25 protein-coding genes and 1 riboswitch are annotated in these 26,916 nt (G+C 70.2%); of the genes, 12 read left to right on the top strand and 13 right to left on the bottom strand.

Features of this window, described 5'->3' with window-relative positions; genetic code table 11:
* Positions 1–14: 14 nt before the first annotated feature.
* Positions 15–776, bottom strand: coding sequence for a TorF family putative porin (locus JI742_RS01200; protein WP_201823200.1), 762 nt, complete (start codon positions 774–776; stop codon positions 15–17).
* 242 nt (positions 777–1,018) lie between these two features.
* Here JI742_RS01200 and JI742_RS01205 point away from each other — a divergent pair, with 242 nt between their 5' ends.
* Positions 1,019–2,539, top strand: coding sequence for a YifB family Mg chelatase-like AAA ATPase (locus JI742_RS01205; RefSeq protein WP_201823202.1), 1,521 nt, complete (start codon positions 1,019–1,021; stop codon positions 2,537–2,539).
* A 67-nt stretch (positions 2,540–2,606) separates the two neighbouring features.
* Here the strand turns inward: JI742_RS01205 and JI742_RS01210 are convergent, their stop codons facing one another.
* The 3 genes from JI742_RS01210 to JI742_RS01220 all read right to left on the bottom strand — a co-directional run bounded on the left by JI742_RS01210 (position 2,607) and on the right by JI742_RS01220 (position 4,566).
* Entirely contained in the window at positions 2,607–3,341 is a 735-nt protein-coding gene (locus tag JI742_RS01210) for a glycine zipper 2TM domain-containing protein (RefSeq protein WP_201823205.1), read from the bottom strand.
* Positions 3,342–3,488: 147 nt separating this feature from the next.
* Positions 3,489–4,217 (bottom strand): DUF2490 domain-containing protein, encoded by a 729-nt coding sequence (locus tag JI742_RS01215; protein WP_201823207.1) that lies wholly within the window; start codon positions 4,215–4,217, stop codon positions 3,489–3,491.
* A gap of 10 nt (positions 4,218–4,227) precedes the next feature.
* Positions 4,228–4,566, bottom strand: coding sequence for a hypothetical protein (locus JI742_RS01220; RefSeq protein WP_201823209.1), 339 nt, complete (start codon positions 4,564–4,566; stop codon positions 4,228–4,230).
* A gap of 227 nt (positions 4,567–4,793) precedes the next feature.
* Between JI742_RS01220 and JI742_RS01225 the strand changes: the two genes are divergently transcribed.
* Complete coding sequence (locus JI742_RS01225; protein WP_201823211.1) at positions 4,794–5,270, top strand: hypothetical protein; 477 nt, start codon at positions 4,794–4,796, stop codon at positions 5,268–5,270.
* A 901-nt stretch (positions 5,271–6,171) separates the two neighbouring features.
* On the opposite strand, the gene JI742_RS01230 is transcribed toward JI742_RS01225, so the two are convergent.
* Positions 6,172–6,759, bottom strand: coding sequence for a metal-independent carbonic anhydrase family protein (locus tag JI742_RS01230; protein ID WP_236676730.1), 588 nt, complete (start codon positions 6,757–6,759; stop codon positions 6,172–6,174).
* A gap of 380 nt (positions 6,760–7,139) precedes the next feature.
* Between JI742_RS01230 and JI742_RS01235 the strand changes: the two genes are divergently transcribed.
* A complete protein-coding gene (locus JI742_RS01235) occupies positions 7,140–8,591 on the top strand; it encodes a porin (protein WP_201823215.1) in 1,452 nt (483 codons plus the stop codon).
* A 39-nt stretch (positions 8,592–8,630) separates the two neighbouring features.
* On the opposite strand, the gene JI742_RS01240 is transcribed toward JI742_RS01235, so the two are convergent.
* The 5 genes from JI742_RS01240 to metH all read right to left on the bottom strand — a co-directional run bounded on the left by JI742_RS01240 (position 8,631) and on the right by metH (position 15,493).
* Complete coding sequence (locus JI742_RS01240) at positions 8,631–9,341, bottom strand: response regulator transcription factor (protein WP_201823218.1); 711 nt, start codon at positions 9,339–9,341, stop codon at positions 8,631–8,633.
* A gap of 10 nt (positions 9,342–9,351) precedes the next feature.
* Entirely contained in the window at positions 9,352–10,986 is a 1,635-nt protein-coding gene (locus JI742_RS01245; RefSeq protein WP_201823220.1) for a sensor histidine kinase, read from the bottom strand.
* A gap of 72 nt (positions 10,987–11,058) precedes the next feature.
* A complete protein-coding gene (locus tag JI742_RS01250; RefSeq protein WP_236676731.1) occupies positions 11,059–11,523 on the bottom strand; it encodes a group I truncated hemoglobin in 465 nt (154 codons plus the stop codon).
* 1 nt (position 11,524) lies between these two features.
* Complete coding sequence (locus tag JI742_RS01255) at positions 11,525–12,433, bottom strand: DUF3034 family protein (RefSeq protein WP_201823223.1); 909 nt, start codon at positions 12,431–12,433, stop codon at positions 11,525–11,527.
* Between the two features lie 363 nt (positions 12,434–12,796).
* Positions 12,797–15,493, bottom strand: coding sequence for a methionine synthase (gene metH, locus JI742_RS01260; protein WP_236676732.1), 2,697 nt, complete (start codon positions 15,491–15,493; stop codon positions 12,797–12,799).
* A gap of 104 nt (positions 15,494–15,597) precedes the next feature.
* Positions 15,598–15,726: riboswitch (S-adenosyl-L-homocysteine riboswitch) on the bottom strand.
* Positions 15,727–15,814: 88 nt separating this feature from the next.
* On the opposite strand from metH, the gene JI742_RS01265 reads away from it, so the two are divergent.
* The gene (locus tag JI742_RS01265) at positions 15,815–16,390 is read left to right on the top strand and encodes a hypothetical protein (protein WP_201823230.1); all 576 of its coding nucleotides are present in this window, start codon (positions 15,815–15,817) and stop codon (positions 16,388–16,390) included.
* A gap of 45 nt (positions 16,391–16,435) precedes the next feature.
* On the opposite strand, the gene JI742_RS01270 is transcribed toward JI742_RS01265, so the two are convergent.
* The 3 genes from JI742_RS01270 to JI742_RS01280 all read right to left on the bottom strand — a co-directional run bounded on the left by JI742_RS01270 (position 16,436) and on the right by JI742_RS01280 (position 19,119).
* A complete protein-coding gene (locus JI742_RS01270) occupies positions 16,436–17,506 on the bottom strand; it encodes a homocysteine S-methyltransferase family protein (RefSeq protein ID WP_201826262.1) in 1,071 nt (356 codons plus the stop codon).
* A gap of 66 nt (positions 17,507–17,572) precedes the next feature.
* The gene (locus tag JI742_RS01275; protein ID WP_201823233.1) at positions 17,573–17,863 is read right to left on the bottom strand and encodes a BTH_I0359 family protein; all 291 of its coding nucleotides are present in this window, start codon (positions 17,861–17,863) and stop codon (positions 17,573–17,575) included.
* 119 nt (positions 17,864–17,982) lie between these two features.
* Positions 17,983–19,119, bottom strand: a complete 1,137-nt coding sequence (locus JI742_RS01280; protein ID WP_201823236.1) for a DUF3108 domain-containing protein — start codon at positions 19,117–19,119, stop codon at positions 17,983–17,985.
* Positions 19,120–19,195: 76 nt separating this feature from the next.
* Here JI742_RS01280 and JI742_RS01285 point away from each other — a divergent pair, with 76 nt between their 5' ends.
* The 8 genes from JI742_RS01285 (at position 19,196) to glcF (ending at position 26,910) form a co-directional block, all read left to right on the top strand.
* A complete protein-coding gene (locus JI742_RS01285) occupies positions 19,196–19,666 on the top strand; it encodes a retropepsin-like aspartic protease family protein (protein WP_201823238.1) in 471 nt (156 codons plus the stop codon).
* Between the two features lie 70 nt (positions 19,667–19,736).
* Positions 19,737–20,432, top strand: a complete 696-nt coding sequence (locus JI742_RS01290; RefSeq protein ID WP_201823240.1) for a PhaM family polyhydroxyalkanoate granule multifunctional regulatory protein — start codon at positions 19,737–19,739, stop codon at positions 20,430–20,432.
* Positions 20,429–21,634: an FIST signal transduction protein gene (locus JI742_RS01295; RefSeq protein ID WP_350309614.1), complete on the top strand. Its 1,206-nt coding sequence runs from the start codon at positions 20,429–20,431 to the stop codon at positions 21,632–21,634. The genes JI742_RS01290 and JI742_RS01295 overlap by 4 nt, the downstream gene beginning before the upstream one ends.
* 93 nt (positions 21,635–21,727) lie before the next feature.
* Positions 21,728–23,272 (top strand): FAD-linked oxidase C-terminal domain-containing protein, encoded by a 1,545-nt coding sequence (locus JI742_RS01300; RefSeq protein ID WP_201823242.1) that lies wholly within the window; start codon positions 21,728–21,730, stop codon positions 23,270–23,272.
* Positions 23,273–23,307: 35 nt separating this feature from the next.
* The gene (gene glcE / locus JI742_RS01305; RefSeq protein ID WP_201823244.1) at positions 23,308–24,447 is read left to right on the top strand and encodes a glycolate oxidase subunit GlcE; all 1,140 of its coding nucleotides are present in this window, start codon (positions 23,308–23,310) and stop codon (positions 24,445–24,447) included.
* Complete coding sequence (locus tag JI742_RS01310; RefSeq protein ID WP_201823247.1) at positions 24,444–24,830, top strand: CidA/LrgA family protein; 387 nt, start codon at positions 24,444–24,446, stop codon at positions 24,828–24,830. Before glcE ends, JI742_RS01310 begins: the two co-directional genes overlap by 4 nt.
* Before the next feature lie 7 nt (positions 24,831–24,837).
* On the top strand, positions 24,838–25,602 hold the full coding sequence (locus JI742_RS01315) for an LrgB family protein (RefSeq protein WP_201823249.1): 765 nt from the start codon (positions 24,838–24,840) through the stop codon (positions 25,600–25,602).
* A gap of 36 nt (positions 25,603–25,638) precedes the next feature.
* Complete coding sequence (gene glcF / locus JI742_RS01320) at positions 25,639–26,910, top strand: glycolate oxidase subunit GlcF (RefSeq protein WP_201823250.1); 1,272 nt, start codon at positions 25,639–25,641, stop codon at positions 26,908–26,910.
* Positions 26,911–26,916: the final 6 nt, after the last annotated feature.

Below are 26,916 nucleotides of genomic sequence, written 5' to 3' on the forward strand. Positions count from 1 at the left end.
AAGAAAGACAAGACTCAGAAAGTCTTGGACAGCGAAAGGACCGCGGTGCTGCCGCTGATCTTGGTGCCGCCCACGCCCGCGTAGTCACGGTTGGTGTCGATGTAGGCCAGGCCGGCGACGAAGCCGTTGGGCAGCGCGTAGGTCACGCCCAGCTTCCAGTCGACGTAGCTCGAGGTGACGGTGCCGTCGATCTCGGCCAGCTTGGCTGCGCCCTTGAGCTTCTGGTAGCCGATGTGGCCGCTCAGGCCCCAGCCGCCGCCCAGGTCGTAGGCGGTCGAGAGGTCGAGGTAGTAGGAACCACCGGCATTGCCGCCACCGACGTTGTCTTCGGCGCTGAAGAAGTCGCCCAGCGGGTAGTACAACTTGGCGCTGACGATGCTGTAGCTGGCGCCGAAGTAGACCTCGGTGTTCTTGACCTTCTCGGCGAGGCTGCGGTCGCTGTTCGGGTACATGTAGTGCAGCAGGCCGATGTCATACGAGATGTCGCCGACCGCGCCCTTGTAGCCGCCGTAGAAGTCCAGCTCGAGGTTGGCGCCACCGAAGAACTCGCTGTCGATGTTCGAGTTCCAGTTGCCCAGGTAGAAGCCCGAGCTGTGGCCCACGTCGAAACCGCCCTGGAAGGCCGGCTTCTTGTCGGTCTGCGAAATGCCGCGGAACCGGTAGTCGGTGAACAGACCCGCGTTGCCGGTGACCGTCCAGTCAGACTTGGCCTCAGCTTGGGCACCGAAGGAGGTGGCGGCCAGGACAGCAGCCAGGGCGATGGCATTCAGTTTCATGCGAGTGGGCTCCGTTGATTGGTTCGTAGGTTCAGCAGCGAACTGCCTTGTGCCTGTCTGCACGAGCCGTGCCAGCGCCCAGCTCCCGCGTGGCAAGGCGCACGGGGGGCTGCAGGGCGTCCGGGGCGCCCCAAGGGCGGGCCGAGTCGCGCGGGCGTCCGGCTTACGCACCAGCACAGTGCACGCAGCCCACCCGCGAGCGGGATCGCAGACCCCGCGTCGGGCCGCGCACCATGGCGACCATGCAGCTCGCCACCATCCACAGCCGCGCCCTGGACGGACTCCAGGCGCCGGACGTCACCGTGGAAGTGCATCTGGCCAACGGCCTGCCGGCCTTCACCCTGGTCGGCCTGGCCGACACCGAAGTCAAGGAGGCCCGCGAGCGGGTTCGCGCCGCGCTGCTGACCAGCGGCCTTAGCTTCCCGTCCAACCAGCGCGTCACGGTCAACCTGGCGCCGGCCGACCTGCCCAAGGAAGGCGGCCGCTTCGACCTGCCGATCGCCCTGGGCGTGCTGGCGGCCAGCGGCCAGATCGATCCGGCCGCGCTGCAGGGCTGGGCCTGCGCGGGCGAGCTTTCGCTGGCCGGCGAGCTGCGGCCGGTGCGCGGCGCACTCGCCCTGGCCCTGGCGCTGCGCCGCGAGGGCAGCGCCCAGGGCCTGATCCTGCCGCGCCGCAGCGCCGAGGAGGCGGCACGCGTGCCGGGGCTGCGCGTCTGCGCGGCCGATCATCTGCTGGATGTCGTCCGCGCCTGCCTGCCCGGCGACGCCGCGCAGGCCCTGCCACGCGCCCTGGCCCCCGAGCGGGCCGCCGCCGGCCCCGGCCCCGAGTTGCGCGATGTGAAGGGCCAGACCGCCGCCAAGCGCGCGCTGGAAATCGCCGCGGCCGGCGGCCACAGCCTGCTGCTGGTCGGCCCGCCGGGCAGCGGCAAGTCCATGCTGGCCCAGCGCCTGCCGGGCCTGCTGCCGCCGCTGGACGAGTCCGCCGCGCTCGAATCGGCTGCCGTGCTGAGCCTGGCCGGCCTCTTCGTGCCCGAACGCTTCGGCGAGCGCGTGCTGCGTGCGCCCCACCACGGCGCCAGCGCGGCGGCCCTGGTCGGCGGCGGCGCGCCGCCGCGGCCGGGCGAGATCTCGCTGGCCCATGAGGGCCTGCTCTTCCTCGACGAGCTGCCGGAATTTCCCCGCCCCGCGCTGGAGGCGCTGCGCGAGCCGCTGGAGACCGGCCAGATCGCGATCGCCCGCGCGCTGCGGCGCGTGCAGTTTCCGGCGCGGTTTCAGTTGATCGCGGCCATGAACCCCTGCCCCTGCGGCCTGGCCGGCGACCGCCGCGGCCTGTGCCACTGCACGCCCGAGGCGGTGGCCCGCTACCAGGGCCGGCTCAGCGGCCCGCTGTTGGACCGGCTGGATCTTCAGGTGGAGGTGCCGGCCCTGCCGCCCGAAACCCTGCTGGCCGCTCCGGCCGGCGAATCCAGCGCGCAAGTGGCCGAACGGGTGGCCGCTGCCCAGGCCCGGCAAAAGGCGCGGCAGGGCCTGCTGAACAGCCGGCTGGAGGCCGCGGCGCTGGAATCGGCCTGCGCGAGCCGGCCGGCCGCCGTGGATGCCCTGTTGAAGCAGGCCGGCAGCCGGCTGGGCTGGTCCGCCCGCAGCCACCACCGCGTGCTGCGGGTGGCGCTGACGATTGCCGACCTGGCCGGCCGCGAGGCCCTGCAGCCCGGCGACGTGGCCGAGGCCATCCAGTTGCGCCGCGTGCTGGGGCCGGGCGGCTGAGCGCGCTTGGCGCGGCGGGCACTCAGCGCCCGCTCAAATGCCCGGTCGGTGCCAGGTCGGTCCCCGTTCAGCGCCGGACCAGCCGGCCGTCGCGGATCTCCAGCACATCGCCGATCGTCCAGTCCGGCTCGGTGGCCTGCTCGAAGCTGCGGCTGCCGCCCTCGGGCAGGCGCACCTCGGTGATCCAGACGACTTTCTTCTTCAGGTGCTTCTCCAGCTCGCGGCCGGCATAGCCGCCCGCCACGGCGCCGCCGACCGTCGCCACCGAACGGCCGCTGCCCCCGCCGACCTGATTGCCGAGCAAGCCGCCGACCACCGCGCCGCCGATCGCGCCCAGGGCGCTGGCCTCGCCCTTGCGCTGCTCGCTGCGGACCTCGATCACCCGCGCGCAGTCGCTGCACAGCGCAGGCGCAGCAGGCGGCGTGGCGGCGGCCGGCACGGCAGCTTCAGGCGCCGGACGGGCCGTCGCAGGCGGGGGCGCTTCCGCCCGGGCCACCTTGGCCGGCGCGGGGCGCGGCGCGGCGGCCTTCTCGACCGGCGCGGGCTTGCGCTCGGTGGCCGCAGGCGCCGGGCTTGCGGGGGCCGGCTCGAAGACCTCCACCGTCGGCCGCGCGGCCGGCGCGGCTTCGGCCAGGACAGCCGGTGCGGCGGCCACGGCCGGCGGATCGTCCGCCGCAATCACGGCACGCAAGCCAAGGGCCGCTGCGACGATCAGGCCGCCGCTGACCAGGCCGATGACAAGGCTGCTGCGGTGCATGCGCGGCACCACCGCGCCAGGGGTTTCGGTCAGGGGGGAAGACATGCGTGCTCCAGATCGGACAGGCCAAGGTTTGCCCGAGAACGACGGGCAGTCGTCGGACCGCTCCGGACACCATCCGGTTCCAGCCCAGGGTCTGCACCCCGGTCCTTCAACGCCTCAGACCGCCTGCCGGTGGACAGGCGGCATCGCTCAGAAGCGCTGATACAGCCCGAGGTAGAGCACGTGGTTGACCGAATTCTCACGCGGAGCGAGGTTGTCAATCCACTGGTTCAAGTATCCGAACTCGACGCGACGCGTGCTGACCGGCGACCACATCGCACCAACCAGCAAGCGGTTCTGCGCGAGATGCTGCGGCCCGGCCCAAGCAGGATCGTTGAGGTTGACGAAGACTTCATTGCTGAAGAGCGCATGCCAGCCCGGCTGCTGCGGCAGCGCCTGGGTTAGGCGCGCTTGTAAGCGAATGCGATGCGAAATTTCAGATTGCGTGGACAAGTCCCGCTGCTCCAGCCGCGCCCGCAAAGTCCAGTTCAACCCGCCTGCCGACCTGCCGACGTAGCTCAGTTGCTGCCACGGCCGACGTTCGATCACGTCCCCTGCCGCGGTGCGAATGTCGGCGTGAAGGTAGCCGGCTGCAACGCTCCACCGATCACTCAGCGCGTAGCTGACATACGGACGATAGAGCGTTTGATCGAACCGCTCACCGCCATCGAGCACGCGGGGTTGTACCTCCAGCCCCAGCCGGGTGCGCTCACCCACGGACACCTCGACGATGCCTTGCAACCACATCCGCGTGTCTTCGGAAGTGGCTTGCGCCGGCAAGGCAAAGCCCAGAGGAAGAAGCAGCGCGGCGCGCTGGAAGACTGAACGGAGGTGCATGGCGGTGATGGAAACGGGGTCAAGGCAAGTAGGGTCAGCCATCGAGCGAGGATCAGCTCGCCCCCCCGCGCTGGGGCGGCGAGCTCAAGCCCTGAGCCTCCCCCTTGGCTGCGGGCCGGGTGGGCTTGTTGGTCTCATGCTCGAGCTGCGGATCACGCGTGGCCTTCGGCGCGGCCGCCGCTGGCGAATCAGCACGGGATGCCGGCTTGCTGGGGCACTGCCCGACGTAGATGGAACTGCTGTCACCGCCCAGGTAAGCCCATCCTGAAGCGGTGCAACGCGGCAACTGACCCGCGTAACTTGGCAGAACCGTCACGCCCAGCAAGGCGATCACAGCAAGTGCGGCAACCGAGGCGGGGCGCCGCAGGCTGACGGAAACGAATCGGCTCATGAGGACTCCTTCTGTGCGCTGGAAACTCAGCACGGTGACTTTGCACAGCCGCTGTGAAGCGGCCGCGCGGAGCACATGAAGCGCAAATGAACGCCGGGTGAAATGCAGGGCGGTCCCTTCACCCGCCATTCACGCCGGGTTCACACGATGCAGTGCCTGAGGTTCACCCCCGGACTCGACAGTCTCCTCACCGCAGCACGTCGCTGCGGACCCACCGAAGGAATGTCATGTCCACCCCGTCGATCCGCCGCTTCGCCCTCTCCGCCGCCTGCATCCTGGCCCTGGCGGGCCAAGCCGCGGTCGCCGCACCGCCCGCCGTCTCCGGTAAGCCCGGCCCCCAGCCCGGCGGTGGTTACCTGCACGCCGATGGCTTCCTGAGCAAGGGCGACATGCTCATCTACGTCGGTACGCCCCGCGCCGCCGAAGCCCCGGCCCAAGCCGCCGCCACCCCGGCCCCGCAGCCCGCGTCGGCCCAGGCGGACCGCATCGCGGTGAGTGAGCGCAGCAAGGCCCCGGCTTCCAACAGCAAGGGCCTCAAGCTCGGCCCGCAGCCGGGTGGCGGCTACCTGCATGCCGACGGCTTCCTGAGCAAGGGCGACATGCTGATCTACGTCGGCGTGCCCAGCGAAGCCCGCCAAGCCCCGGCGCAGTTCGCCGGTGAGGGTGCGCAAGGCCAGGAGCCCTCGGCCACGCAGACCCGCTGAATGCTCCGGGCCGGGGGAGTCGCTCCACCCCGGCCCGATCTCCTCGTCCCCTGTGTCCCTCTCGGGAACTTCGCCCAGCCCTTGTGCTGGGCTTTTTTCTTGAGGCGGTAGCGATCCATACTCGGTCGACGCACTTTGCCAGGCTCAGGGCGCGCAGCCGAGTCAATCCATCGCGAGCAGTCAGCGCCTTGAGCAAGCTTCTGATTCCAAAAGGATGGAGCCAGGGCGAGTGCAGCAAGTGTTCCCCTTCGGTTCAGGATCAAGCCGTGCAAAGGGTCGCATCAGTTCGCGGCCGTCGCGACTCACTCCAGCGCCAGTCCCAGGCTCATCGACCGAGCCCACTTTGGAGCCGAGATTTCGTCAAGAGCTTGAGCTCGCCGACCTGGCGGTATGGCGTGCAGGTTGCCGGCCGGACCGAGCGCAAGATAAGTCGGGCCATCTCTGTTACCGAGACAGCCCATGCATCTCGATTCGCTACAGCGACCGGCTGCCCAAGGACGGTATCCATCCGCCCTTGGGCAGCCTCGGCGACAGGGTCTACAACGCACTGGCTGAGATGACTAAGACCCTTGACGAAGCCAAATCGATCCGCCGGCGACCGCCCACGAGGATCAAGGAATCGCTCAAATTGGCCACCCGGTCATCGACGTCCAGTTGAAATCCAACGCTCGCGGTTGAACCCCACCGGACGTGTGCAGCCCGCAGCATTCGGGGATGCACACCATCGTCAGCTCGCCGAGGCGATCACTACAGCTTGGTGCACACCAAGCGATTGAAAAGAGTTTCGCTGCGGCTCGATTTATGAGTGTAAAAATCTCCTCGGGACCATCAATCATCCAAGGAATGATCTCAATCTTCTTTTGCCCCCCGAGGTCTGAACGACCCGGAGGGCAGTGCAGATTTACTTGGCCGGTTGGAAGGGCAGCGAGGAATGGTGCAGCACGATGCGAAGCTGGCCCTTGTCGTCCTTCTTGAAGGCCCAAGTCTTGTCGACGGTGGTGACCTTGCCGGACTTATCGGTGAGCATCACATGACCCTGGGTCAGCGCAATATCACCGTTGATGAACACGCCTGCATTCTTGTACTCGTACTTCTTCCAGCCCTTGAGCGCAAAACCGCTGTCGCCAGGGTAGGTCTTATCGTCGCCCACGAAATAGGCCAGCGCGCCAGCACGGGTCGTGCGGAAGGTTTGTTCACCGTGGGTCAGGGTGGGCTTGAAGAGCACCACGCCCATGTTGTACCCGTAAGCCGCATCAAGGACTGCACCGGCGGTTGCCTTCGCTTTGGACAAACCACCCGAGGCAAAGTCGTCACTGATCTGGATCAAGGCCTTGCCCCAGGCGTCCTGGGCAGCACGGACTTCGGCTTCGGTGATGTTGGTATTGACGACAGTGGCCTGGAAAGCCAGTGCGGCGCCCGACAGGCCCAGCAGGGCCGAGCCGAGCAAACCGCGACGAAACGTGAACATCAGGGGCTTTGCGTGTTTCATGAGATTCTCGTGTCAGGAGGTTGCTTGAGCGCTCCACACGGCCTGAATCGTCAGGACGCGTCGAACACGTGTGCGAGTCTCTCGGTTGCACCAGCGCCCGGGCAGGCACAGCCCATGAACGTTCGCCGCGCCTTGAATGAACACGAGATGACAAGCCCGACCCGAGCTGCCGTCGCGCTGGCCTCCCTCTCGTTCCCAGACGATGGACGGTATCGCCCGAAGCTGTGACGCAGGCTTCTTGATGAAACAACGATGAAAAATCACGGCTGCTGGCGCACTTAACAGCCTGGAAAGCTGCTGTTCATGTGCGCGTGACGGCAGGTTCAGCAGCGAGCAGCACGATGGTGAGGGGTACTTTTGCCCTCCCAACCTTCACCGTCATGAAGAAGCTTCTCGTGTGCGCCGCATTGAGCGGAATGGGGTCCGCAGGCCTTGCTACGGCGCTCGAACTCTATGTCGATCCCAAGACCCAGCAGGTCTATGCCGAGCCCGGCGAAGGCCGGGTTCGGCTCGGTCGCTTCACCGCCGTCGATGAAGCAGCCCCCGCGCCCGCAGCGGTCGCGCCCACAGCCGAGGCCGTTCGCTCGGTGGTCGCGGCTGAGGTGCGCGACCAAATGGCCCAGCAGAAGCTGGCTGAGCAAAAAGAGGCCGCTTCCAAGCCAGCGCCCTTCAGCGTGCGGGGCTATGCCCAGTTGCGCTACGCCGACGTCATCAGCGGCGACGAAGGTGTGGATCTGTGGACCGACCGATCGGTCGGTGACCGCGACTCAATCAACGGCAGCGGCAGCTTCCTGATTCGGCGGGGCCGACTGGTGTTCTCGGGCGACCTGGGCCAGTACTTCAGCTACTACATCCAACCCGACTTTGCCTCAGCCGCGGGCACCACGGACAACGTTCTCCAGTTACGAGACGCCTACTTTGACGTGGCCTTGGACCGGGCCAAGGTCCATCGCTTCCGTCTGGGCCAGTCCAAGGTGCCTTTCGGCTTCGAAAACCTGCAAAGCAGCCAGAACCGCATTCCGCTGGATCGCGCCGACGCACTCAACAGTGGCGTGCGTGACGAGCGTGATTTGGGTGTCTTCTATTACTACACCCCGAGCACGGTTCAGGCCTTGTTCAAGGAAATTGCGGGCGCGGGCCTGAAGCACTCGGGCAACTACGGCATGTTCGGTCTGGGTGTCTACAACGGTCAGGGCTCCAATCGCCGGGATGCCAACGACAGTTACCACACGGTTGCCCGCTTCACCTACCCGATGAAACTTGACTCCGGTCAGTTCCTGGAATTCGGCGTGCAGGGTTACCGCGGCCGCTTCGTGCCCAACCGCGGCAGCTTCCGCAACAGCGCCACGGGCGGCGCCGTGACGGTGGCCAACCCGGCCGACGACCTTCGTCTGCTCCAGGGTTTCCGCGATGAGCGGGTGGCTCTGAGTGCGGTGATGTATCCCCAGCCCTTCGGCCTGCAGGCGGAATGGACTTGGGGACGCACGCCCGGCCTGGATGCCAGCACCCGTTTGCTCGACGAAGAAGATCTCGATGGGGGCTATGTGCAAGCCATGATGAAGGTGGATGCGGGCCGCTACGGCACGATCTTTCCCTTCCTTCGCTGGCAAACATTTGACGGCTTCAACAAGGCCGAACTGAACGCGCCGCGCAACCGGGTGGATGACTGGGAGCTGGGGGTTGAGTGGCAAATCAACAAGCAAGTTGAGTTGACTGCCGTGTATCACTTGATGGACCGCAACAACCTGGTGACGGGCAACCGCGCAGGTCGCGTGGATTACACCCGCTTCAACAGCGATGTGCTGCGGGTGCAGGTTCAGGCGAGCTTCTGAATCGACTCACGCCGGCGGATGATGGAAAGGGCCGCCCGCTCATGCAGCGGGCGGCTCCAATCGATATCCCAGTCCACGCTGAGTCTGGATCAGCGGCACCTCGCGGCCTTCATCAATCTTCGCCCGCAGGCGTCGGATGTAGACGTCGACGACATTGGTCAGCGGATCTTGGTGACTGCCCCAGACATTGGCGAGGATACGCTCACGGCTGAACAGGCGCCCTGGCGCGGACATGAGCAGTTCCAGCAAAGCCAGCTCCTTGGCGGTCAATGCGACCACCTGACCCGCGCGGGTCACTTTCATCGACGTGCGGTCCAATACCAGATCAGCCACTTCCAACCGGGTCGCAAGCTGCGACTGAAGTTGGATGGGGCGTCGCAACAAAGCCTCCAGCCGCGCCAGCAGTTCCTCAAAGGCAAAGGGTTTGCCGAGGTAATCGTCGGCCCCGAGACGCAGGCCGGTCACCCGATCCTCCAGTGCGGACATTGCCGTCAACATCAGGATGGGAAAGGGAAAGCCACTGGCACGAAGTGTCTGGCAAACCTCAAGGCCGCTCATGCCGGGAAGCATGACATCAAGGATCAGGACAAAAGGCTCAGGCGACTGGCGTAAGTCCCGCGCGGCATCCTGGGCCAGGGCCAGGCCTTCATTGCCCTGGCGGGCGACCTGTACGGCGTAACCCTCGGCGCGCAAGCCACGGTCGAGAAAGTCAGCCACTCGAGGATCATCTTCAACAATCAGGACGCGCATGGTCAGAAACTCAGGAGTAGTTGGGCAAGGCAGGTGTAGCGTCTTCGAGAGCATGAAGCGGCAAAGTCACGCTGACCACGGTGCCTCGACCCAACTCGCTCTGCAAGACGATCTTTCCGCCGTGTGCACGGCAAAGCACATCGGCCAAGGGCAGGCCCAGGCCGTTGCCCTGCGCTTGATGGGCGCGGGCGTGCGCGCCGCGGAAGTTGCGCTGGAACACCAGCGGCACATCCTCAGGGGCAATGCCGATGCCCTGGTCGCGCACCTCAAACAGCCAGGTCGGGTTGTCTCCCCCCTCGGGCTGCCGGCGCACGAGCACGCGCACTGTTTGTTGGTCACGTGAGTAACGCACAGCGTTGTCGAGGATGAGCATCAGCAGTTGCCGTAGCCGCCGACTGTCCGCAAGCATGGGCAAAGGCTCTGAAGTCACTTCAAGCGCCCAATGGATACCACGCTCCTGGCCCAGGGTCTGCGCTTCGTTCAGGGCCTCGCGCAACACGTCCTGCGCATCAATCGGGGTGCGCGCCAGGGCAAGGTTCTCGACGTCGGTGCGCGCCAGAATCAGCAGGTCGTCGATCACGACACCAAGCTGGCGGGCTGAATCTGCAATGTTGCGCAGCGAGGTCTTGTACTCATCGACCTGCTTGTCGCGCCCCCGCAGGGTGATCTCGGCCTCGCCGCGGATGGCTGTCGTCGGCGTACGAAGCTCGTGGCTGATGTCGGCAAAGAGTTGGCGCCGCCGTGCATCGATCTGCTGAAGCGCAGCCAGCGCCTGTTGCAGCTCGGCCGTGCGACCTTGCACCAGTTCCTCAAGCTGCCGGCGAGCGTCGCGCTCATCCTGCCGTCTCTGTTGCAGCTCGGCGGCCATGGCGTTGACGCGGCGGGCAAACTGACCGAACTCATCGTTGCGGTCGTCAGGAATGCGGTGACTCAGCTCACCTTGCTTGAGCGCATCCGCGCCCGTGATCAGCGCTTCCAGCGGGCGGCGCAGGGCGCGCGAAAAGTGCAGAGCCAGCGCAAAGGCGAGACCGCTGAGCGTGAGCGTGGCGCCCACCACCAGATTGCGTACCGTGCGCAGAGACGCATCAGCCTGTTCTCGCTGGCGGGCCAGGGCGGTTTCCTCGCGACTGATGACGGCCGCGAGGAGGGAGCGCAGGTCGCGCCCATCGAGTCGGTCGAAGACGGCATCCAGGTCCATCAACAGGCGGGCTGGATCGGGGCGCGCGCCGGAGGCTGGCAGGGCGTCGAGGCGCTGCGAGAGCTCATCGATGCTGCGCGTGAGCAACGTGACGGCCTCTTCCCGGAGCTGATGCTCCCGAAGCGCCAGTGAATCGGAGCCGTCCATGATTTGCGTCTCCACGGACAGCCGGGCCACCCGCTGGAGATTCGCCTTCATCGCATTGACGAGACGAGCCCGCTCAACCCCGTCGGCTTGGACGTCAAGAAGCAGCGAGCGTGAGAGCCATGCACGCAGGCGCTGCTTGTCGGCCGCCAGATTGATGAAGGCATTGTGGATGTCGCTCGCGACGCGACCGCGGATGACCTTGTCGCTGGCGACGTCAAGCGCCCACAGGCCAAGCGCCCCTTGCAGCAGCGATGCGACGGCAAGAATCGCCAATGCCTGCTGGAGGCGGGTACGAAACATCAAGACCAACTCCTCGGGACAGGTCACCAAAAAAAGAAAAGGTCCGCCGGACAGGGTCCGGCGGACAGGGCCTCAGCGGGTGACGATGTCCCGATGCATGGGTGCGAGCAAGGCCATCAGCCGATTTTGCAAGGCATAGGGCACGCCCTCTCGGTCCATTGCGGTGTAGAGCGCCTCGGCCAGGGCATTGAATTGGGCTTCCGTGATGCCCATGCCAGCGTGCGAGCTCTTCATGTCGCGGCCGGTGTACTTGCAGGGTCCCCCCGTGGCCTCGCAGACCTGCTCGACGAGCAGGGTGCGGAGGCGCGGCAGGTTGGCGCCGGCAAAGCTGGGGGCGATGCGCGGGTCGCCTCCAACCACCGTCAAAAAGGTGTCGATCACCTTGGCAATGGCGGCCTCGCCGCCGAGCTGGCTGTAAAGCGTGGGCGCAGCCGGCGCGGCGGCTTGGACAGCCGGCAGGCCCGTGCCGATCAGGCCCATCGCGAGCACCCAGGGAGCCGCGCAGCGGCACAACAGCATCATCTTGGTTTGGCGCATGTCAGTACCCAAGTTGGAAGGAGAGGTAAACGCCGCGCTGATCCCGCTGATTGAGCGGGCTGGCCGCGGTGCCGGAAAGGATCGGTCCGACGTCGGCATAGGCCAAGGTGACCGAGGTGTGCTTGTTGGGCGCCCAAGCTGCGAAGAGGCTGTAGGCGGAATCCTCGCGGTCCACGCCCAGGTTGCGGGGCTTGGTGCGGTACTCAGCGCCCACCGCCAAGTCGCGGCGAAGCAGCCAGGCAACCGCTCCCTCGAACTCGGGCTTGTGGGAATCGCCCAGATCGCCCCCGAAACCAGCCAGGCCGTACTGGTTGGCGCGGGTGAAGCGCACGGTGCCATTCAGCAGCAGGCTCTTGTCGAGCAGCAGCTTGCTGGCCGCAACGTAGAGGTCGGTGTCCGAGTTGCGGCGGGCGCCAATATCGCGCGCGTCGTCGAGCGCACCCAGGCCCTGGATGCCGCGATTGCGCTTGTGCTGCAAGCCCACCGAGATCTGGGGCCATGGCTTGTCTTGGTCGAGGATCGCGTCGCCGAAGACGCGCAGCTTCACGCCGACACTGTCAAGCTCGATGCGCGCGCCTTCCAGGGCGCCACCGTTCTCGTCCAGGCGAAGCCGCGCGTAGCTCAGCTCAACCCGGTTGCCAAAGGACACGCTGAGGCCCGGGCTGCTCAGGCGGTAGTCCTGGGTGAAGAGGCTCGTGTGTCGAGCCTGGACGCTGTAGCTGTCCCGGGTGCCGTAGCCGCCAATCAGCGCCCAGGTGCTCAAGCCGCCGCCCGCTGCGCCATCGAGAGCGCTGACGCCGCCGGTCAACAAGAGCCGCCCCTGGTCCGGTGGCGTGAAGGCCGCAGCCGGAAGGGCTGCACCGAGGGCCAGGCAGCCCCCGATCGCAAGGGAAAGAATCGAATGGTTCATGGCTTGGACTTTGAGGAGGAGGCCAAGCGCCGCCAGAGGTCGGACCTGCACCCCGGGCAAGCGCGGGGGGGGGGTCAGGACGACCGGTACCTCCGGCCACAGGGGGCCGACCGACCGCTCAGGCTCAGGGGCATAGGGAAGTTCATCGAAGATCCCGAGGTGGAGGACAAACCGACGCAGCCGCTGCCGCGCCGGGGCCGAGCCAAACGCTTGCATGCGTATGACCCGTGTCCTCTACTCTCCCGCGGTGGCCTGAACCCACCGGGTCAGGAAAATGAAAGCGGCAACCCTGAGGGATGAATCAGGGATGAAAGCCCGAGCGCGTCTCGGGGCGCCTCCCGGCGCCGCTTGACACGCCTGGCCTCAGAGCACCGGCGACAGCGCGCGGCGCGCTGCGTCCTCGTCCAGGGCATTGCGGCGCGACCAGTCGGCAAGCTGGTCCTCGCCGACCTTGCCGACATTGAAGTAGGCCGCCTCGGGATGGGCGATGTAGAAGCCGCTGACCGCCGAGGCCGGCGTCATGGCCAGGTGCTCGGTCAGGCCCATGCCGATGTCCTGCGCGGCCAGCAGCTCGAACATCGCCCGCTTGACGGTGTGGTCCGGGCAGGCCGGGTAGCCGGGTGCGGGGCGGATGCCCTGGTATTGCTCGGCGATCAGGGCCTCGTTGCTGAGCTGCTCGCCCGCGGCATAGCCCCAGAACTCGGTGCGCACGCGCTGGTGCAGGCGCTCTGCGAAAGCTTCTGCCAGGCGGTCGGCGAGGGCCTTGATCATGATCGCGCTGTAGTCGTCATGGTCGGCCTCGAAGGCGCGGGCCTTGGCGTCGGCCCCGAAGATGCCGACGGCGAACATGCCCGCGTAGTCCTTGGCCGCGCCGGCCGGCGCGACGAAGTCCGACAGGCAGCGGTTGGGCCGCGCGACGCCGTCGACCACCGGCCGCTCGCTCTGCATGCGCAGGCCGTGCCAGACCAGCACCGGCTCGGCGCGCGCCTCGTCGGCATAGAAAGCGATGTCATCGTCCTCGACCTGCTGGGCCGCATACAGACCGACCACGCCGTGGGCTTGCAGCCAGCGACCATCGATGGCGCGCTTGAGCATGCGCTTGCCGTCGCTGAAGACGCGCTGCGCCTCGGCGCCGACGATCTCGTCCTTGAGGATGGCCGGGAAGGGCCCGGCCAGGTCCCAGGTCTGGAAGAAGGGGCCCCAGTCGATGCAGGCGGCCAGCTCGTTCAGGTCGACATTGCGGAAGACGCGGCGGCCTAGGAAGCTCGGCACCGTCGGCTGCCAGGCCGACCAGTCGATCGGCGTCTTGTTGGCCCGCGCCTGGGCCAGTGTCACCATCGGCGTGGCCTTCTTGTTGGCATGCTGCTCGCGCACCTTGTCGTAGTCGCGGTGCAGCTCGGCGATGTAGGCCTTGGCGCGCTCATCGCTCAGCAGCTCGGCGCAGACGCCCACGCTGCGCGAGGCATCGGGCACGTAGACCACCGGGCCGGTGTACTTGGGCGCGATCTTCACCGCGGTGTGCACGCGGCTGCAGGTCGCGCCGCCGATCAGCAGCGGCGTGCCGCGCGTGCGGAACCAGTCGTCGCGCTCCATCTCGGCGGCCACATGCTGCATTTCCTCCAGGCTGGGCGTGATCAGGCCGGACAGGCCGATGATGTCCGCGCCCTCTTCCTTGGCCTTCTTGAGGATGTCCTGGCAGGGGACCATGACCCCCATGTTCACGACCTCGAAGTTGTTGCACTGCAAGACCACCGTGACGATGTTCTTGCCGATGTCGTGCACATCGCCCTTGACGGTGGCGATGACGATCTTGCCCTTGGGCTTGGCCTCGCCACCGGCATCGATCAGGGCCTTCTTCTCGGCCTCGATGTAGGGCAGCAAATGGGCCACCGCCTGCTTCATCACCCGCGCGCTCTTGACCACCTGCGGCAGGAACATCTTGCCCTGGCCGAAGAGGTCGCCGACCACATTCATGCCGGCCATCAGCGGGCCTTCGATCACGTGCAGCGGCCGGCCGCCGCCGGCGGCGATCTGCTGCCACATCGTCTCGGTGTCCTCGACGATGAACTCGTTGATGCCGTGCACCAGGGCGTGGGAGAGGCGCTCCTCGATCGGCAGCGCACGCCAGGCATTGCGGGCGCTGTCGTCCTTGCCGGCGCTCTTGGCGCGGTCGGCGATCTCGATCAGGCGCTCGCCCGCATCCTTGCGCCGGTTGAGCACCACGTCCTCCACCCGCTCGCGCAGCTCGGCATCGAGGTCGTCGTAGACGCCGACCATGCCGGCATTGACGATGCCCATGTCCATGCCGGCCTGGATCGCGTGGTACAGGAAGACGGTGTGGATGGCCTCGCGCACCGGGTCGTTGCCGCGGAAGCTGAAACTCACATTCGACACGCCGCCGCTCACCTTCGCACCCGGCAGGTTCTGCTTGATCCAGCGGGTGGCGTTGATGAAGTCGACCGCGTAGTTGTCGTGCTCCTCGATGCCGGTGGCGATGGCGAAGATGTTGGGGTCGAAGACGATGTCCTCGGGCGGGAAGCCGACCTCGTCGACCAGGATGCGGTAGGCCCGGGCGCAGATCTCGGTCTTGCGCGCGAAGGTGTCGGCCTGGCCCTGCTCGTCGAAGGCCATCACCACGGTGGCCGCGCCGTAGCGCTTGACCAGGGTGGCCTGGCGCTTGAACTCGGCCTCGCCCTCCTTCAGGCTGATCGAGTTGACGATGCCCTTGCCCTGGATGCAGCGCAGGCCGGCCTCGATCACGCTCCACTTGGAGCTGTCGATCATGATCGGCACCTTGGCGATCTCGGGCTCGCCGGCGATCAGGTTCAGGAAGCGCACCATGGCGGCCTGGCTGTCCAGCATGGCCTCGTCCATGTTGATGTCGATGACCTGGGCGCCGTTCTCCACCTGCTGGCGGGCGACAGCCAGGGCATCTTCGTAGCGACCCTCCAGGATCATCCGGGCAAAGGCCTTGGAGCCGGTCACATTGGTGCGCTCGCCGATGTTGACGAAGAGCGCGCCGCGGTCGAGGGCCACCGGCTCCAGGCCGGACAGGCGCATCGGGGGGACGGAAGGGGTCTGCACGGCGTCGGACATGGCGGGCTGCGGCGGGTCACGATCGAAAGCTGCAGCGGGGGCCGGCTCACCCGGCGCGCCCGTGCAGGCGGGGGTGAGCGCCGTTGTCTTCTGGGAGCCGCCGCCCCGGGCGGGAACGGCCGATCACCACGGCCCCGAGCCTGGCCACACCCCCGGTAGATGCCGGGCGGGGCGCGGTCGCAGCGCTCCTCGGGACGGGCCGGATTCTATCGATCCGCGTGCCGTGCTAGCTGACTGCCGACAAGGGCGCTTGCCCGCATCGCGCGCCCGGGGTGCAATCGGGCCATGCCGAAGCTGCCCCACCCTCCCGCCCGATCCGTCCGATCCACCCGAGCGCCGGCCCGCGAAGCCAGGCGCCGCCTCGCGCTGGCCGCCCTGGGCCTGCTGCTGGCGTCCTGTGCGATCCCGCCGGAGCGCCCGGCACCGCGTGGCTCGACCAGCGAGCGCGAGCGCGAACGGCGCGGCGGCCTCTCGCCCGCCCTCGCCGCCCAGCGGCGGCGCCTGGTCGACGTGCTGGCCGCCACGCCGGTGACGGTGGAAACGGTGGGGCGCGAGCTGCGCCTGCGCGTGCCCGAGCGCTTTGCCCATGCAAGCGGCCAGGCGGCCGCGCTGCGGCCCCTGGAGGCGGTGCTGGAGCAGGTCGCCATCGGCTTCAAGCCGTATGCGGCGCACTGCGAGATCGGCCTGCGGCCCCTGGTCGACCCGGGCCTGCAAGGGATGGCCGCCGCCGCCCAGGCCGCCCAGCGCGGCGCCACCCTGCGCGAGCCGCTGTTGCGGCGCGGCGTCGAGGCCAGTCGCCTCCGCATGCTGCCCCCCACCGACGGGACGTCGGTGGAAATCATCCTGCGCGACAGGCCCTGAGCGCGCCCGGCGCGGGCCGGGGCGCTTCCGCCCCGGCCGCCAGACTCAGGCCTCTTCGCGCAGGCTGCTGAGCCAGCCGCTGCGCAAGGCGCGCGGCCGGTAGGCGCTCACGCGCTTGGCAATCTCGGCGATGTGCTCGGGCGTGGTGCCGCAGCAGCCGCCGGCGATGTTGAGGAAGCCCGCCTGCGCGAAGCCCTCGACCATGCGGCCCGTGACTTCCGGCGTCTCGTCGAAGCCGGTGTCGCTCATCGGGTTGGGCAGGCCGGCGTTCGGGTAGCAGGACAAGTAGACATCGGGCGCCGCCTTGTGCAGCTCCTCGATGTAGGGCCGCATCAGCGCGGCGCCCAGGGCGCAGTTCAGGCCGATGGCGATGGGGTGGGCATGACGCACCGAATGCCAGAAGGCCGTCACCGTCTGGCCGCTGAGGATGCGGCCCGAGGCATCGGTCACCGTGCCGCTGATGATGATGGGCAGGCGCTCGCCGGTGGCCTCGAACAATTCGTCGATCGCGAAGATCGCGGCCTTGGCATTCAGCGTGTCGAAGATGGTCTCGACCAGGAAGACATCGGCCCCGCCTTCCAGCAGGGCCTCGCCCTGCTCGTAATAAGCCGCGCGCAGGGTCTCGAAGTCGACATTGCGCGCGCCCGGATCGTTCACGTCCGGGCTGATGCTGGCGGTCTTGGGCGTCGGGCCGAAGGCGCCGGCCACGAAGCGCGGCTTGTCCGGCGTGCTGAACTTGTCGCAGGCGGCGCGGGCCAGGCGGGCACCGGCCACGTTCATCTCGCGGGCGACCGAGGCCAGGTCGTAGTCCTCCTGGGCGACGGTGGTCGCGCCGAAGGTGTTGGTCTCGATCAGGTCCGCCCCGGCGGCCAGGTAGCCCTCATGGATGGCCGAGATCACATCGGGCCGGGTGAAGACCAGCAGCTCGTTGTTGCCCTTCAGGTCCCGGGGATGGTCCTTGAAGCGCTCGCCGCGGTAGTCGGCCTCGCCCAGCTTGTAGCGCTGGATCATGGTGCCCATCGCACCATCGAGGATGACGATGCGCTTGGCCATCTGCTCGGCCAGCGCGGCCCCGCGGGTGTAGGGGCGGCGTTCGATGGGGAGGGGGGTGGGCATGTCCATGCGACGATTGTAGAAAGCCCGCCCGGGTCAACCCTGAGTCTTTCCCCCCTCGTGGAAAGGTCAGTGCTGGACCAGGGGCTGGCTGGGCAGGTGGCTGTAGCCGGCCAGGTAGGCCTCGATGGCCTCTTCGTCAGGTTCGGAGGCGGCCAGGGCCAGCGCGCCTTCGCGGAAGCTTTCGGCCAGGGCGCCCTCCAGAAAGAGGTCGCGGCCGGCCGTCTTGTCGAGGATCTCGAAGCTGCCGCGCTGCAAGCCGGCCGGCAGCGGCCGGCCCTGCGCGTCGCGCTGCGGCGTGCCGGCGGGCAGGTCGAGCGAGAGCACCACGTAGCGGTCGGACTGGTAGAGCACCTGCATGGAATCTCCTGCGGCACCGGGAGGGCGCCTTGTGAACACCGGCTTCAGATGCGACCGGCCTTGCAGGATTCAAGCCCGAGCCCGAGCCCGGCCCGATCCAGGGCCGCCGGGCCGCCGGATCAGGGGGTGGGCGCGGCCGGCGCCTCGCCGGTCTTGCGCAGCAGGTCCAGCGGCTCGCCGCGGCCGTCGCTCAGGCGGATGCGGATCGGCAGGTGGCCGTGGGCCGGGTCCAGCCAGAGCTCGGCCCGGGTGTCGTGCTCGCCGTCCGGCTCGCGCAGCAGCTTGAGGGCGCGCACGGTCTCGCCGCCGACCAGGCGCAGCTTCTCCTCGCCGATCACGCGCAGATGCCATTCAGCCAGGTCGCCGCGCGCGCCGACCACATGGAGCACGAAGGGTGACTCGGGCGGCTGCGTCCACGCGGCGGCCAGGGCGGCGATCTGCACCATCACGCTGAGTCGGTCCTGGCTGCCAGGCGGCAGGCTGTGCACCGTCGGGGGGCCGGAGAAGCTGACCTGCAGCGGCTGGCCGGCCTCGCGCCGGAAGTTGGCGGCCTGCTCGGGGCGGCGCAGCCGGCGGTCGGTGAAGCGCAGCGGCGCCAGGCCGGCGGCGTCGAAGCCGCCGCGGCTGACCTGGGTCAGCACGGTGCCGATCAGCGGCAGCTCGCCGCGCAGCGCCAGGGTGTAGCCCTGGGGGCCGGGCGCCCAGTCCAGGCTGCCCTCGCCGACCAGGCCGCCGCGGCTGAGCCGGTAGCTCCAGCGGGTGGGCGGCGGGATGCGGGTGGGCGGCAGCGGCGCGAGGGCATCGCGAACCGGCGCCGCCGCGGCCGGCCGCTCGCCGGCTTCGGCGGCCGGTGCCGCGGGCGCAAGCGGCGTCGCTGCCGGCACGGGCTGCGCCGCGGGTGGCGGCGGGTCCGCCGGTCGCGGCGGTCGCGGGCGGGTCGGCGGCTTGGCGACCGGTATCGATGCGGGCGGGGCGGCCGGCCGCGGGGCGCTTGCGGCAGCCGGCGCGGCGTCCTGCCCCGGCGCCGCAGGGGCTGGCGGCTCGGGGTCCACGGGGGCCGGCGGCTCGGGCGCCGCAGCGGGCGGCGGCGCAGGCGCTTGCGGCGGGGCCGTCTGCACGCTCAGCACGGCGGGCGGCGGCGCTGCGGGGGGCGGCGGCCCGTCCGGCGTCGCGCAATGACGAAGCAGCAGCAGGTGCAGGCCCAGCACGGCCAGGGCCAGCAGCAGCAGGCGGGGGCGGAGAAAGCGCGAACGCATGCGCCCAGTATCCGCGCGGCCCCCTGCCTACACTGGGGCGACCCGCCTGCCTGCCCCGTACCGCCCGCCTCCGGCCATGCCCTCGACCCTGAAGATCGCCACCGTCTGGTTGCTGCTGGGCCTGGCCGTCTTCCTCGGCTTCCAGGCCCTGGAGCGCGAGCGCAGCCGGCCCGCGCTGCGCATCGAGACCGACGGCGCGATCACCCTGCACCGTGCCGCCGACGGCCACTACCACTGGCCCGGCAGCGTCAATGGCCAGCCGGTGGACTTCCTGGTCGACACCGGCGCCAGCCGCAGCGCGCTGCCCCAGGCCCTGGCCCAGGCGGCCGGCCTGAAGGCCCTGGGCATCGTGCATTCCGACACCGCCGGCGGTCGCGCCCAGGGCTGGCAGGCGCGCGCCCAGCTCGCGCTGGAAGGCGGGCTGCGCGCCGAGGACTGGCCGGTCACCGTGCTGCCGGCCCTGCAGACGCCGCTGCTCGGCATGGACCTGCTCGGCCGCATGGACTGGCAGCAAAGCGGCGACACCCTGACGCTGCGCCCGCGCTGAAGCACCGGCGCCGCGCCGCCGCCCGCTGGGCACAATGCCCCGCAACCCTTCCCCGACCCAGGAGCGCCCGATGGCCAGCCCCGCCCCCGACTTCAGCACCATGGTCCCCGGCTTCGACTTCCTGCAGACCCTGATGAAGGGCGCCAGCTCGGCCCTGCCCGGCGTCGGCCAATGGGTCGCGCCGACGCTTGATCCGCAGGAGCTGGAAAAGCGCATCGACGAACTGCGCACCGTGCAGTTCTGGCTGGAACAGAACGCGCGCCTGATCGGCACGACCATCCAGGCGCTGGAGGTGCAGCGCATGACGCTGACCACCCTCAAGACCATGAATGTGCAGGTGGCCGACCTGCGCGAGGCGCTGCGGATCAAGCCCCTCACGCCGCCCGCCCCGGCGCCTGCTGCGGCGGCCGAAGCCGCGCCCCCCGCCGAGGAGGCTCCGGCCCCGCCGCGCCTCATCGACCCGACCCAGTGGTGGTCGGCCCTGACCCAGCAGTTCACCGAGATCGCCACCCAGGCCGTGAAGGATGCGGCGGTCGATCCGGCCAAGCTGATGCAGCAGGGCCTGGACGCCGCGCAGAGCCTGCAAGCCGGCCTGGCCCCGGTGCGCGAAGCGGCCGAAGCCGCCGTGCGCAGCGCCAGCGCGCGGCCGGCCGCCGACCGCGCCGAGGGCGGCAGCGACGATGCCGCGCCGCCCGCCAAGCCGGCCCGCAAGGCCGCGGCCAAGCGCAGCCCCGCCGCCAGCGCCAGCCCGACCCGCCGCCGGTGAAAGCCGCCCGTCTGCCACCCGCCGCGCCGGTCTTCGCCGAAGCGCATGCCAGCCACCCCGACGCCTCGATGGCCCTGGGCCTGGCCCTGGCCCAGCTCGAAGCGCATGCGCCGGCCGCCCCCACCCTGGGCTGGTGCTACCTGAGCGAGGCCCATGCCGGCCAGGCCGAGGCGCTGCTGGCCGCCCTGGGCCGGCAGTGGCCGGGCGTGGCCTGGGTCGGCGCGACCGGCCTGGGCGTCTGCGCCGGCGGCGTCGAGTATTTCGAGGAGCCGGCCGTGGTGCTGATGCTCTGCGACCTGCCGCGCGCGCACTTCCGCGTCTTTTCCGGCCGCCAGCCGCTGCCGCCGGCCGAGCTCTTCCCGGCCCATGTCGCCCAGGTCCATGCCGACCCGGCCACGCCGGACCTGGACGAGCTGATCGAGGAACTGAGCCAGCGCATGGCCAGCGGCTATGTCTTCGGCGGCCTGGCCTCGGCGCGCAGCCGGGCACTGAGCTTTGCCGACGGCGTCTGCGTCGGCGGCCTGTCGGGCGTGGCCTTCGACGCCGAGATCGCCCTGGTCTCGCGCGTCAGCCAGGGTTGCCAGCCGATCGGGCCGGCCCACCGCATCGACGCGGCCGAGAAGCAGATCGTCCAGCGCCTGGACGGCGAACCCGCCTTCGACGTGCTGCTGCGCGAGCTGGGCCTGAGCGAGGACCGCCCGCGCGAGATGCTGGTCGAGCTGCGCCAGACCCTGGTGGCCCTGGGTGAGGCCGAAGGCGGCCCGCGCCGCGGCGGCAGCTTCGGGCCCGAGGAGCGGGTGCGCCACCTGATCGGCCTGGACCCGGGGCGGCGCGCGATCGCGGTGGCCGAGGCCGTCGAGCACGGCCAGACGCTGAGCTTCTGCCGCCGCAACACCGAGGCGGCGCGGCGCGACCTGCTGCGCATCGGCGCCGAGATCCGCAGCACGCTGGAGCCCGAGGAGCTGCCGCTCGACGGCTCGGCCCCGGTGGGCGGGCGGCGCATGCTGGCCGCGCTCTATGCAAGCTGCACCGGCCGCGGCGGCCCGCACTTCGGCGCGCCCTCGGCCGAGCTGGAGCTGCTGCGCCACGCCCTGGGCGGCCAGGCCCTGCCGCTGGCCGGCTTCTTCGCGGCCGGCGAGATCGGCCACCACCGCCTCTACGGCTACACCGGCGTGCTGACGGTGTTCACGGCGCCCGCCTGAGGCCGGCGCACGGCCAAGGCTTCGCACGTAAGCTCGGGACTCCGGCCGCCCGCCTTCCGGCGCGGCCGCATCCTTTTTCCGCGAGCGATCCGCATGAATGCGCCCCTCTCCGCCGCGCGGCTGCAGGCCGATCCGGCCGCCCGGCCCGACCCGGAACAACTGCCGCCCGGCCTGGACCGCGCCGGCCGCCAGGTCCAGTTGCTGGCCCGGCTCCAGCCCCTGCTGCCGGCCCACGCCCTGCTCTGGCAGGCCGAGGACACGACGCCCTACGAGTGCGACGGCCTGACCGCCTACCGCGAGCAGCCGCTGGCCGTCGCCCTGCCCGAGACCGAAGCCCAGGTGGCCGCCGTGCTCAAGGCCTGCCACGGCCTGGGCGTGCCGGTGGTCGCGCGCGGCGCCGGCACCGGCCTGTCGGGCGGGGCCATGCCGCACCGCCACGGCCTGGTGCTGTCGCTGGCCAAGTTCAACCGCATCCTCAAGGTGGACCCGCTGGCCCGCACGGCGCTCGTGCAGAGCGGCGTGCGCAACCTGGCGATCAGCGAGGCGGCCGCGCCCCACGGCCTGTACTACGCGCCGGACCCAAGCAGCCAGATCGCCTGCACCATCGGCGGCAATGTGGCCGAGAACTCCGGCGGCGTGCACTGCCTGAAGTACGGCCTGACCGTGCACAACGTCCTGAAGGTGCGCGGCTACACGGTCGAGGGCGAGCCCTTCAGCCTGGGCGGCGAGGCGCTCGACGCGCCCGGCCTGGACCTGCTGGCCGCCTACATCGGCAGCGAGGGCATGCTGGGCGTGACGGTGGAAGTGACCGTCAAGCTGGTGCCCAAGCCGCAACTGGCGCGCTGCATCATGGCCGGCTTCCCGGACGTGCAGTCGGCCGGCCAGGCGGTGGCCGCGGTGATCGGCGCGGGCATCATCCCGGCCGGCCTGGAAATGATGGACAAGCCCATGACCGCCGCGGTCGAGGACTTCGTCCACGCCGGCTACGACCTGGACGCCGCCGCCATCCTGCTGTGCGAGAGCGACGGCACGCCCGAGGAAGTCGAGGAAGAGATCGGCCGCATGAGCGAGGTGCTGCGCAGCGCCGGCGCCAACCGCATCGAGGTGAGCCAGGACGAGGCCCAGCGCCTGCGCTTCTGGAGCGGCCGCAAGAACGCCTTCCCGGCCAGCGGGCGCATCAGCCCGGACTACATGTGCATGGACTCGACCATCCCGCGCAAGCGCCTGGCTGACATCCTGACCGCCATCGCCGAGATGGAGGGCAAGCACGGCCTGCGCTGCCTGAACGTCTTCCACGCCGGCGACGGCAACCTGCATCCGCTCATCCTCTTCGACGCCAACGACCCCGACCAGCTCCACCGGGCCGAGGCCTTCGGCGCCGACATCCTGGAGCGCAGCGTCGAGATGGGTGGCACGGTCACCGGCGAGCACGGCGTGGGCATCGAGAAACTCAATTCCATGTGCGTGCAGTTCAGCCCCGAGGAACGCACGCAGATGCTCGCCTTCAAGGCCGCCTTCGACCCGCTGGGCCTGCTCAACCCCGGCAAGCTCATTCCCAGCCACGCCCGCTGCGCCGAGTACGGAAAGATGCACGTCAAGCGCGGCCTGCTGCCCTTCCCCGAGCTGCCGCGCTTCTGAGCCGCCGCATCGCCGCCTGCGCCCCCACCCTGCCCATGCTTCCCGAGTCCACCCCTGAACTGCAGGCGCTGATCGAGCGCATCCGCGCGGCCGGCGCCGCCGGCACGCCGCTGGCCATCACCGGCCACGGCAGCAAGGCCTTCCTGGGCGGTGCGCCGCACGGCGAGCCGCTCTCCACCCTGGCCCTGCGCGGCATCAGCAGCTACGAGCCGACCGAGCTGGTCGTCACCGCCCGCGCCGGCACGCCGCTGGCCGAGCTGGAAGCCGCGCTCGCCGAGCAGGGCCAGTGCCTGCCCTTCGAGCCGCCGCGCCTGCCCGGCGCCGACGGCCAGCCGGCCGGCACGGTCGGCGGCATGGTGGCCGCCGGCCTGGCCGGGCCGGCGCGCGGCGTGGTCGGCAGCGTGCGCGATTACGTGCTCGGCGCCACCGTGGTCAACGGCCGCGGCGAGCTGCTGAGCTTCGGCGGCCAGGTGATGAAGAACGTCGCCGGCTACGACCTGGCCCGGCTGCTCGCCGGCTCGATGGGCGAGCTGGGCCTGATCGCCGAGGTTTCGCTCAAGGTGCTGCCGCGGCCGCCGGCCACCGCCACCCTGCACTTCCGCTGCGACGAGGCCAGCGCCCTCGAACGCCTGAACCGCTGGGCCGGCCGGCCGCTGCCGCTGAATGCCAGCGCCTGGTGGGCCGGCAGCCTGCTGCTGCGCCTGTCGGGCGCGCAGGCGGCGGTGGCCTCGGCCAGCCGCACGCTGGCCGCCGAGGCCGGCGGCGAGCCCGTCGACCCGGGCCAGGCCGGGCCCTTCTGGGACGGCCTGCGCGACCAGCGCGACACCTTCTTCGACCATGCCGACGAAGCCCTGCGCCAGGGTCGCGGGGCGCTCTGGCGCCTGAGCCTGCCGGCGACGGCCGCGCCCGTCACCGGGCTGGAGGGCGAGCAGCTCATCGAATGGGGCGGGGCGCAGCGCTGGTGGATCACCGCCGCCGCGCCGGCCACCGTGCGGGCGGCGGCCAGCCGGCTGGGCGGCCATGCGCAGCTCTGGCGCAGCGCCGATCCGGCCCTGCGCGCCGAGGCCGGCCTCGGCCCGCTGGACCCGGTGCTCGCGCGGCTGAACCGCCAGGTCAAGGCCTCCTTCGACCCGGCCGGCGTGCTGAGCCCGGGCCGGCTGATCGCCGCGGCATGAGCGCGCTGCGCGGCCTGGCGCTGCTGCTGCTCCTGCAAGCGGCCGGCGAGGCCCTGGTGCAGCTCGCCGGCCTGAGCCTGCCCGGCCCGGTGCTGGGCCTGCTCCTGCTGCTGCTGGCGCTGCGGATCGAGGCGCTGCGGGCGCCGGTCGCGGCCATCGCGCAACTGCTGCTCGGCCACCTCTCGCTGCTCTTCGTGCCGGTCGGCGTCGGCGTGATCACGCACCTGGAGCTGCTCGACCGCCATGGCCTGAAGCTGCTGGCGGTGATCCTGGTCTCAACCCTGCTTGGCCTGGCCGCCACCGCCGCGCTGCTGCGCGCCCTGCTGCCGGCCGGCGAGCGCGATGCCGAGGAGGCCGCGCCGGCCGGCCCCGGCGCCGGCTGAGCCCGCCATGGCCGATTTCGTCCAGCTCTGGGTCTACCTGGCGTCGACCCCGCTCTTCGGCCTGACGGCGACGCTGCTGGCCTATGTGGCCGCGCAGGCCCTCTACGAACGCAGCGGCCAGGCGCCCTGGGCCAACCCGGTGCTGCTGTCGGTGCTGCTGATCGGCGGCGTGCTGCTGGCCACCGGCACGCCCTACCCCGGCTACTTCTCGGGCGCGCAGTTCGTCCACGTGCTGCTCGGCCCGGCGGTGGTGGCCCTGGGCTGGCCGCTGTGGCTGCGCCGCGCCGAGCTGCGCCGCCGCGGCCCCGCCCTGCTGCTGGCCGCCCTGGGCGGCGGCACGGTGGCGGCGGGCAGCGCGGTGGCGATGGGCGCCGCGCTCGGCCTGCCGGCGGAGATCCTGGCCTCGCTGGCGCCCAAGTCGGTGACCGCGCCGGTGGCCATGGGCCTGGCCGGCAGCCTGGGCGGCATCCCGGCGGTGGCGGCGCTGATCGCCGTGGTCACCGGCATGGTCGGCGCGCTGCTGGCCACGCCGCTCTTCCAGGCCATGGGCCTGCGCGCGACGCCGGGCCAGCACGGCCGCTGGGCCGTGCGCGGTTTCGCGATCGGCACCGCCGCGCACGGCCTGGGCACGGCGCGCGCGCTGCAAGTCCATCCCGAGGCCGGCGCCTATGCCGGCGTCGCCCTCGGCATGCAGGTGCTGCTGGCCGCCCTGCTGATGCCGCTGCTGCTGCCCTGGGGGCTGCCCGCGCTGCAGCGCCTGCTCGGCCCCTGAGCGCGGCGCCTCCCCCGAATCTTCGACACTCGCCCCATGCAAACGAATCTCGCCCCGGCCCACCAGGGCACGGCCGACGGCCAGGCCGCCGAGGCCATCCTGCGCAAGTGCGTGCACTGCGGCTTCTGCACCGCGACCTGCCCGACCTACCAGTTGCTGGGCGACGAGCTGGACGGCCCGCGCGGCCGCATCTACCTGATCAAGCAGGTGCTGGAAGGCCACACCCCGACCCGCAAGACCCAGCAGCACCTGGACCGCTGCCTGACCTGCCGCAACTGCGAGACCACCTGCCCGAGCGGCGTGAACTACGGCGAGCTGGTCGAGATCGGCCGCCGCGTGGTCGATGCCCAGGTCGAGCGGCCGGCCGCCGAACGCGCCGCGCGCTGGGCGCTGAAGGAAGGCCTGACCTCGCCGCTCTTCGGCCCCGCGATGAAGCTGGGCCAGATGCTGCGGCCCCTGGTGCCCGCCGCCCTCAAGGACAAGGTGCCGGCCGCCGCCGGCCCGCGCGCGCGGCAGTGGCCGCAGCGCAGCCATGCGCGCAAGGTGCTGATGCCGCTGGGCTGCGTGCAGCCGGCGATGGCGCCCAACATCGACAGCGCGACCGCCCGGGTGCTGGATGCCTGCGGCATCCAGGCCCTAGTCAGCAACGAGGGCGGCTGCTGCGGCGCCATCCGCGCCCACCTGGGCGATCAGGCCGGCGGCCTGGCCGATGTGCGCCGCAATGTGGACGCCTGGTGGCCGCTGGTCGAGCGCGGCGAGGTCGAGGCCATCGTCGTCAATGCCTCGGGCTGCGGCGCCATGGTCAAGGACTACGGCCACCTGCTGGCCGGCGACCCGGCCTATGCCGGGCGCGCGGCCCAGGTGGCGGCGCTGACCCGCGACCCGTCCGAGCTGCTGGCCGATCTGGTGCCGGCGCTGCAGCCGCTGCTGAACCCGGCGCGGCCGGCAGGCAGCCCGGCGCGCGGCCCGGCCCGGCCGCGCCTGGCCTATCACCCGCCCTGCACCCTGCAACATGCGCAGAAGCTGCGCGGCGGCGTGGAGGCCGGGCTGCGCGCCCTGGGCTTCGAGGTCGAGGTCGCGCGCACCGAAAGCCATCTCTGCTGCGGCTCGGCCGGCACCTATTCCGTGCTGCAGCCCGAACTGGCCAAGCAGCTTCGCGACCGCAAGCTCGACGCCCTGGCGCCGATCGCCCCGCAGGCCATCGTCTCGGCCAACATCGGCTGCATCCAGCACCTGCAGAGCGGCACGGCCACGCCGGTGCGGCACTGGATCGAGCTGGTCGACGAGGCCATCGCCGGCGCCCGCTGAGGGGCT

It is taken from the genome of Piscinibacter lacus (assembly GCF_016735685.1).
Taxonomy (GTDB): Bacteria; Pseudomonadota; Gammaproteobacteria; order Burkholderiales; family Burkholderiaceae_C; genus Aquariibacter; species Aquariibacter lacus.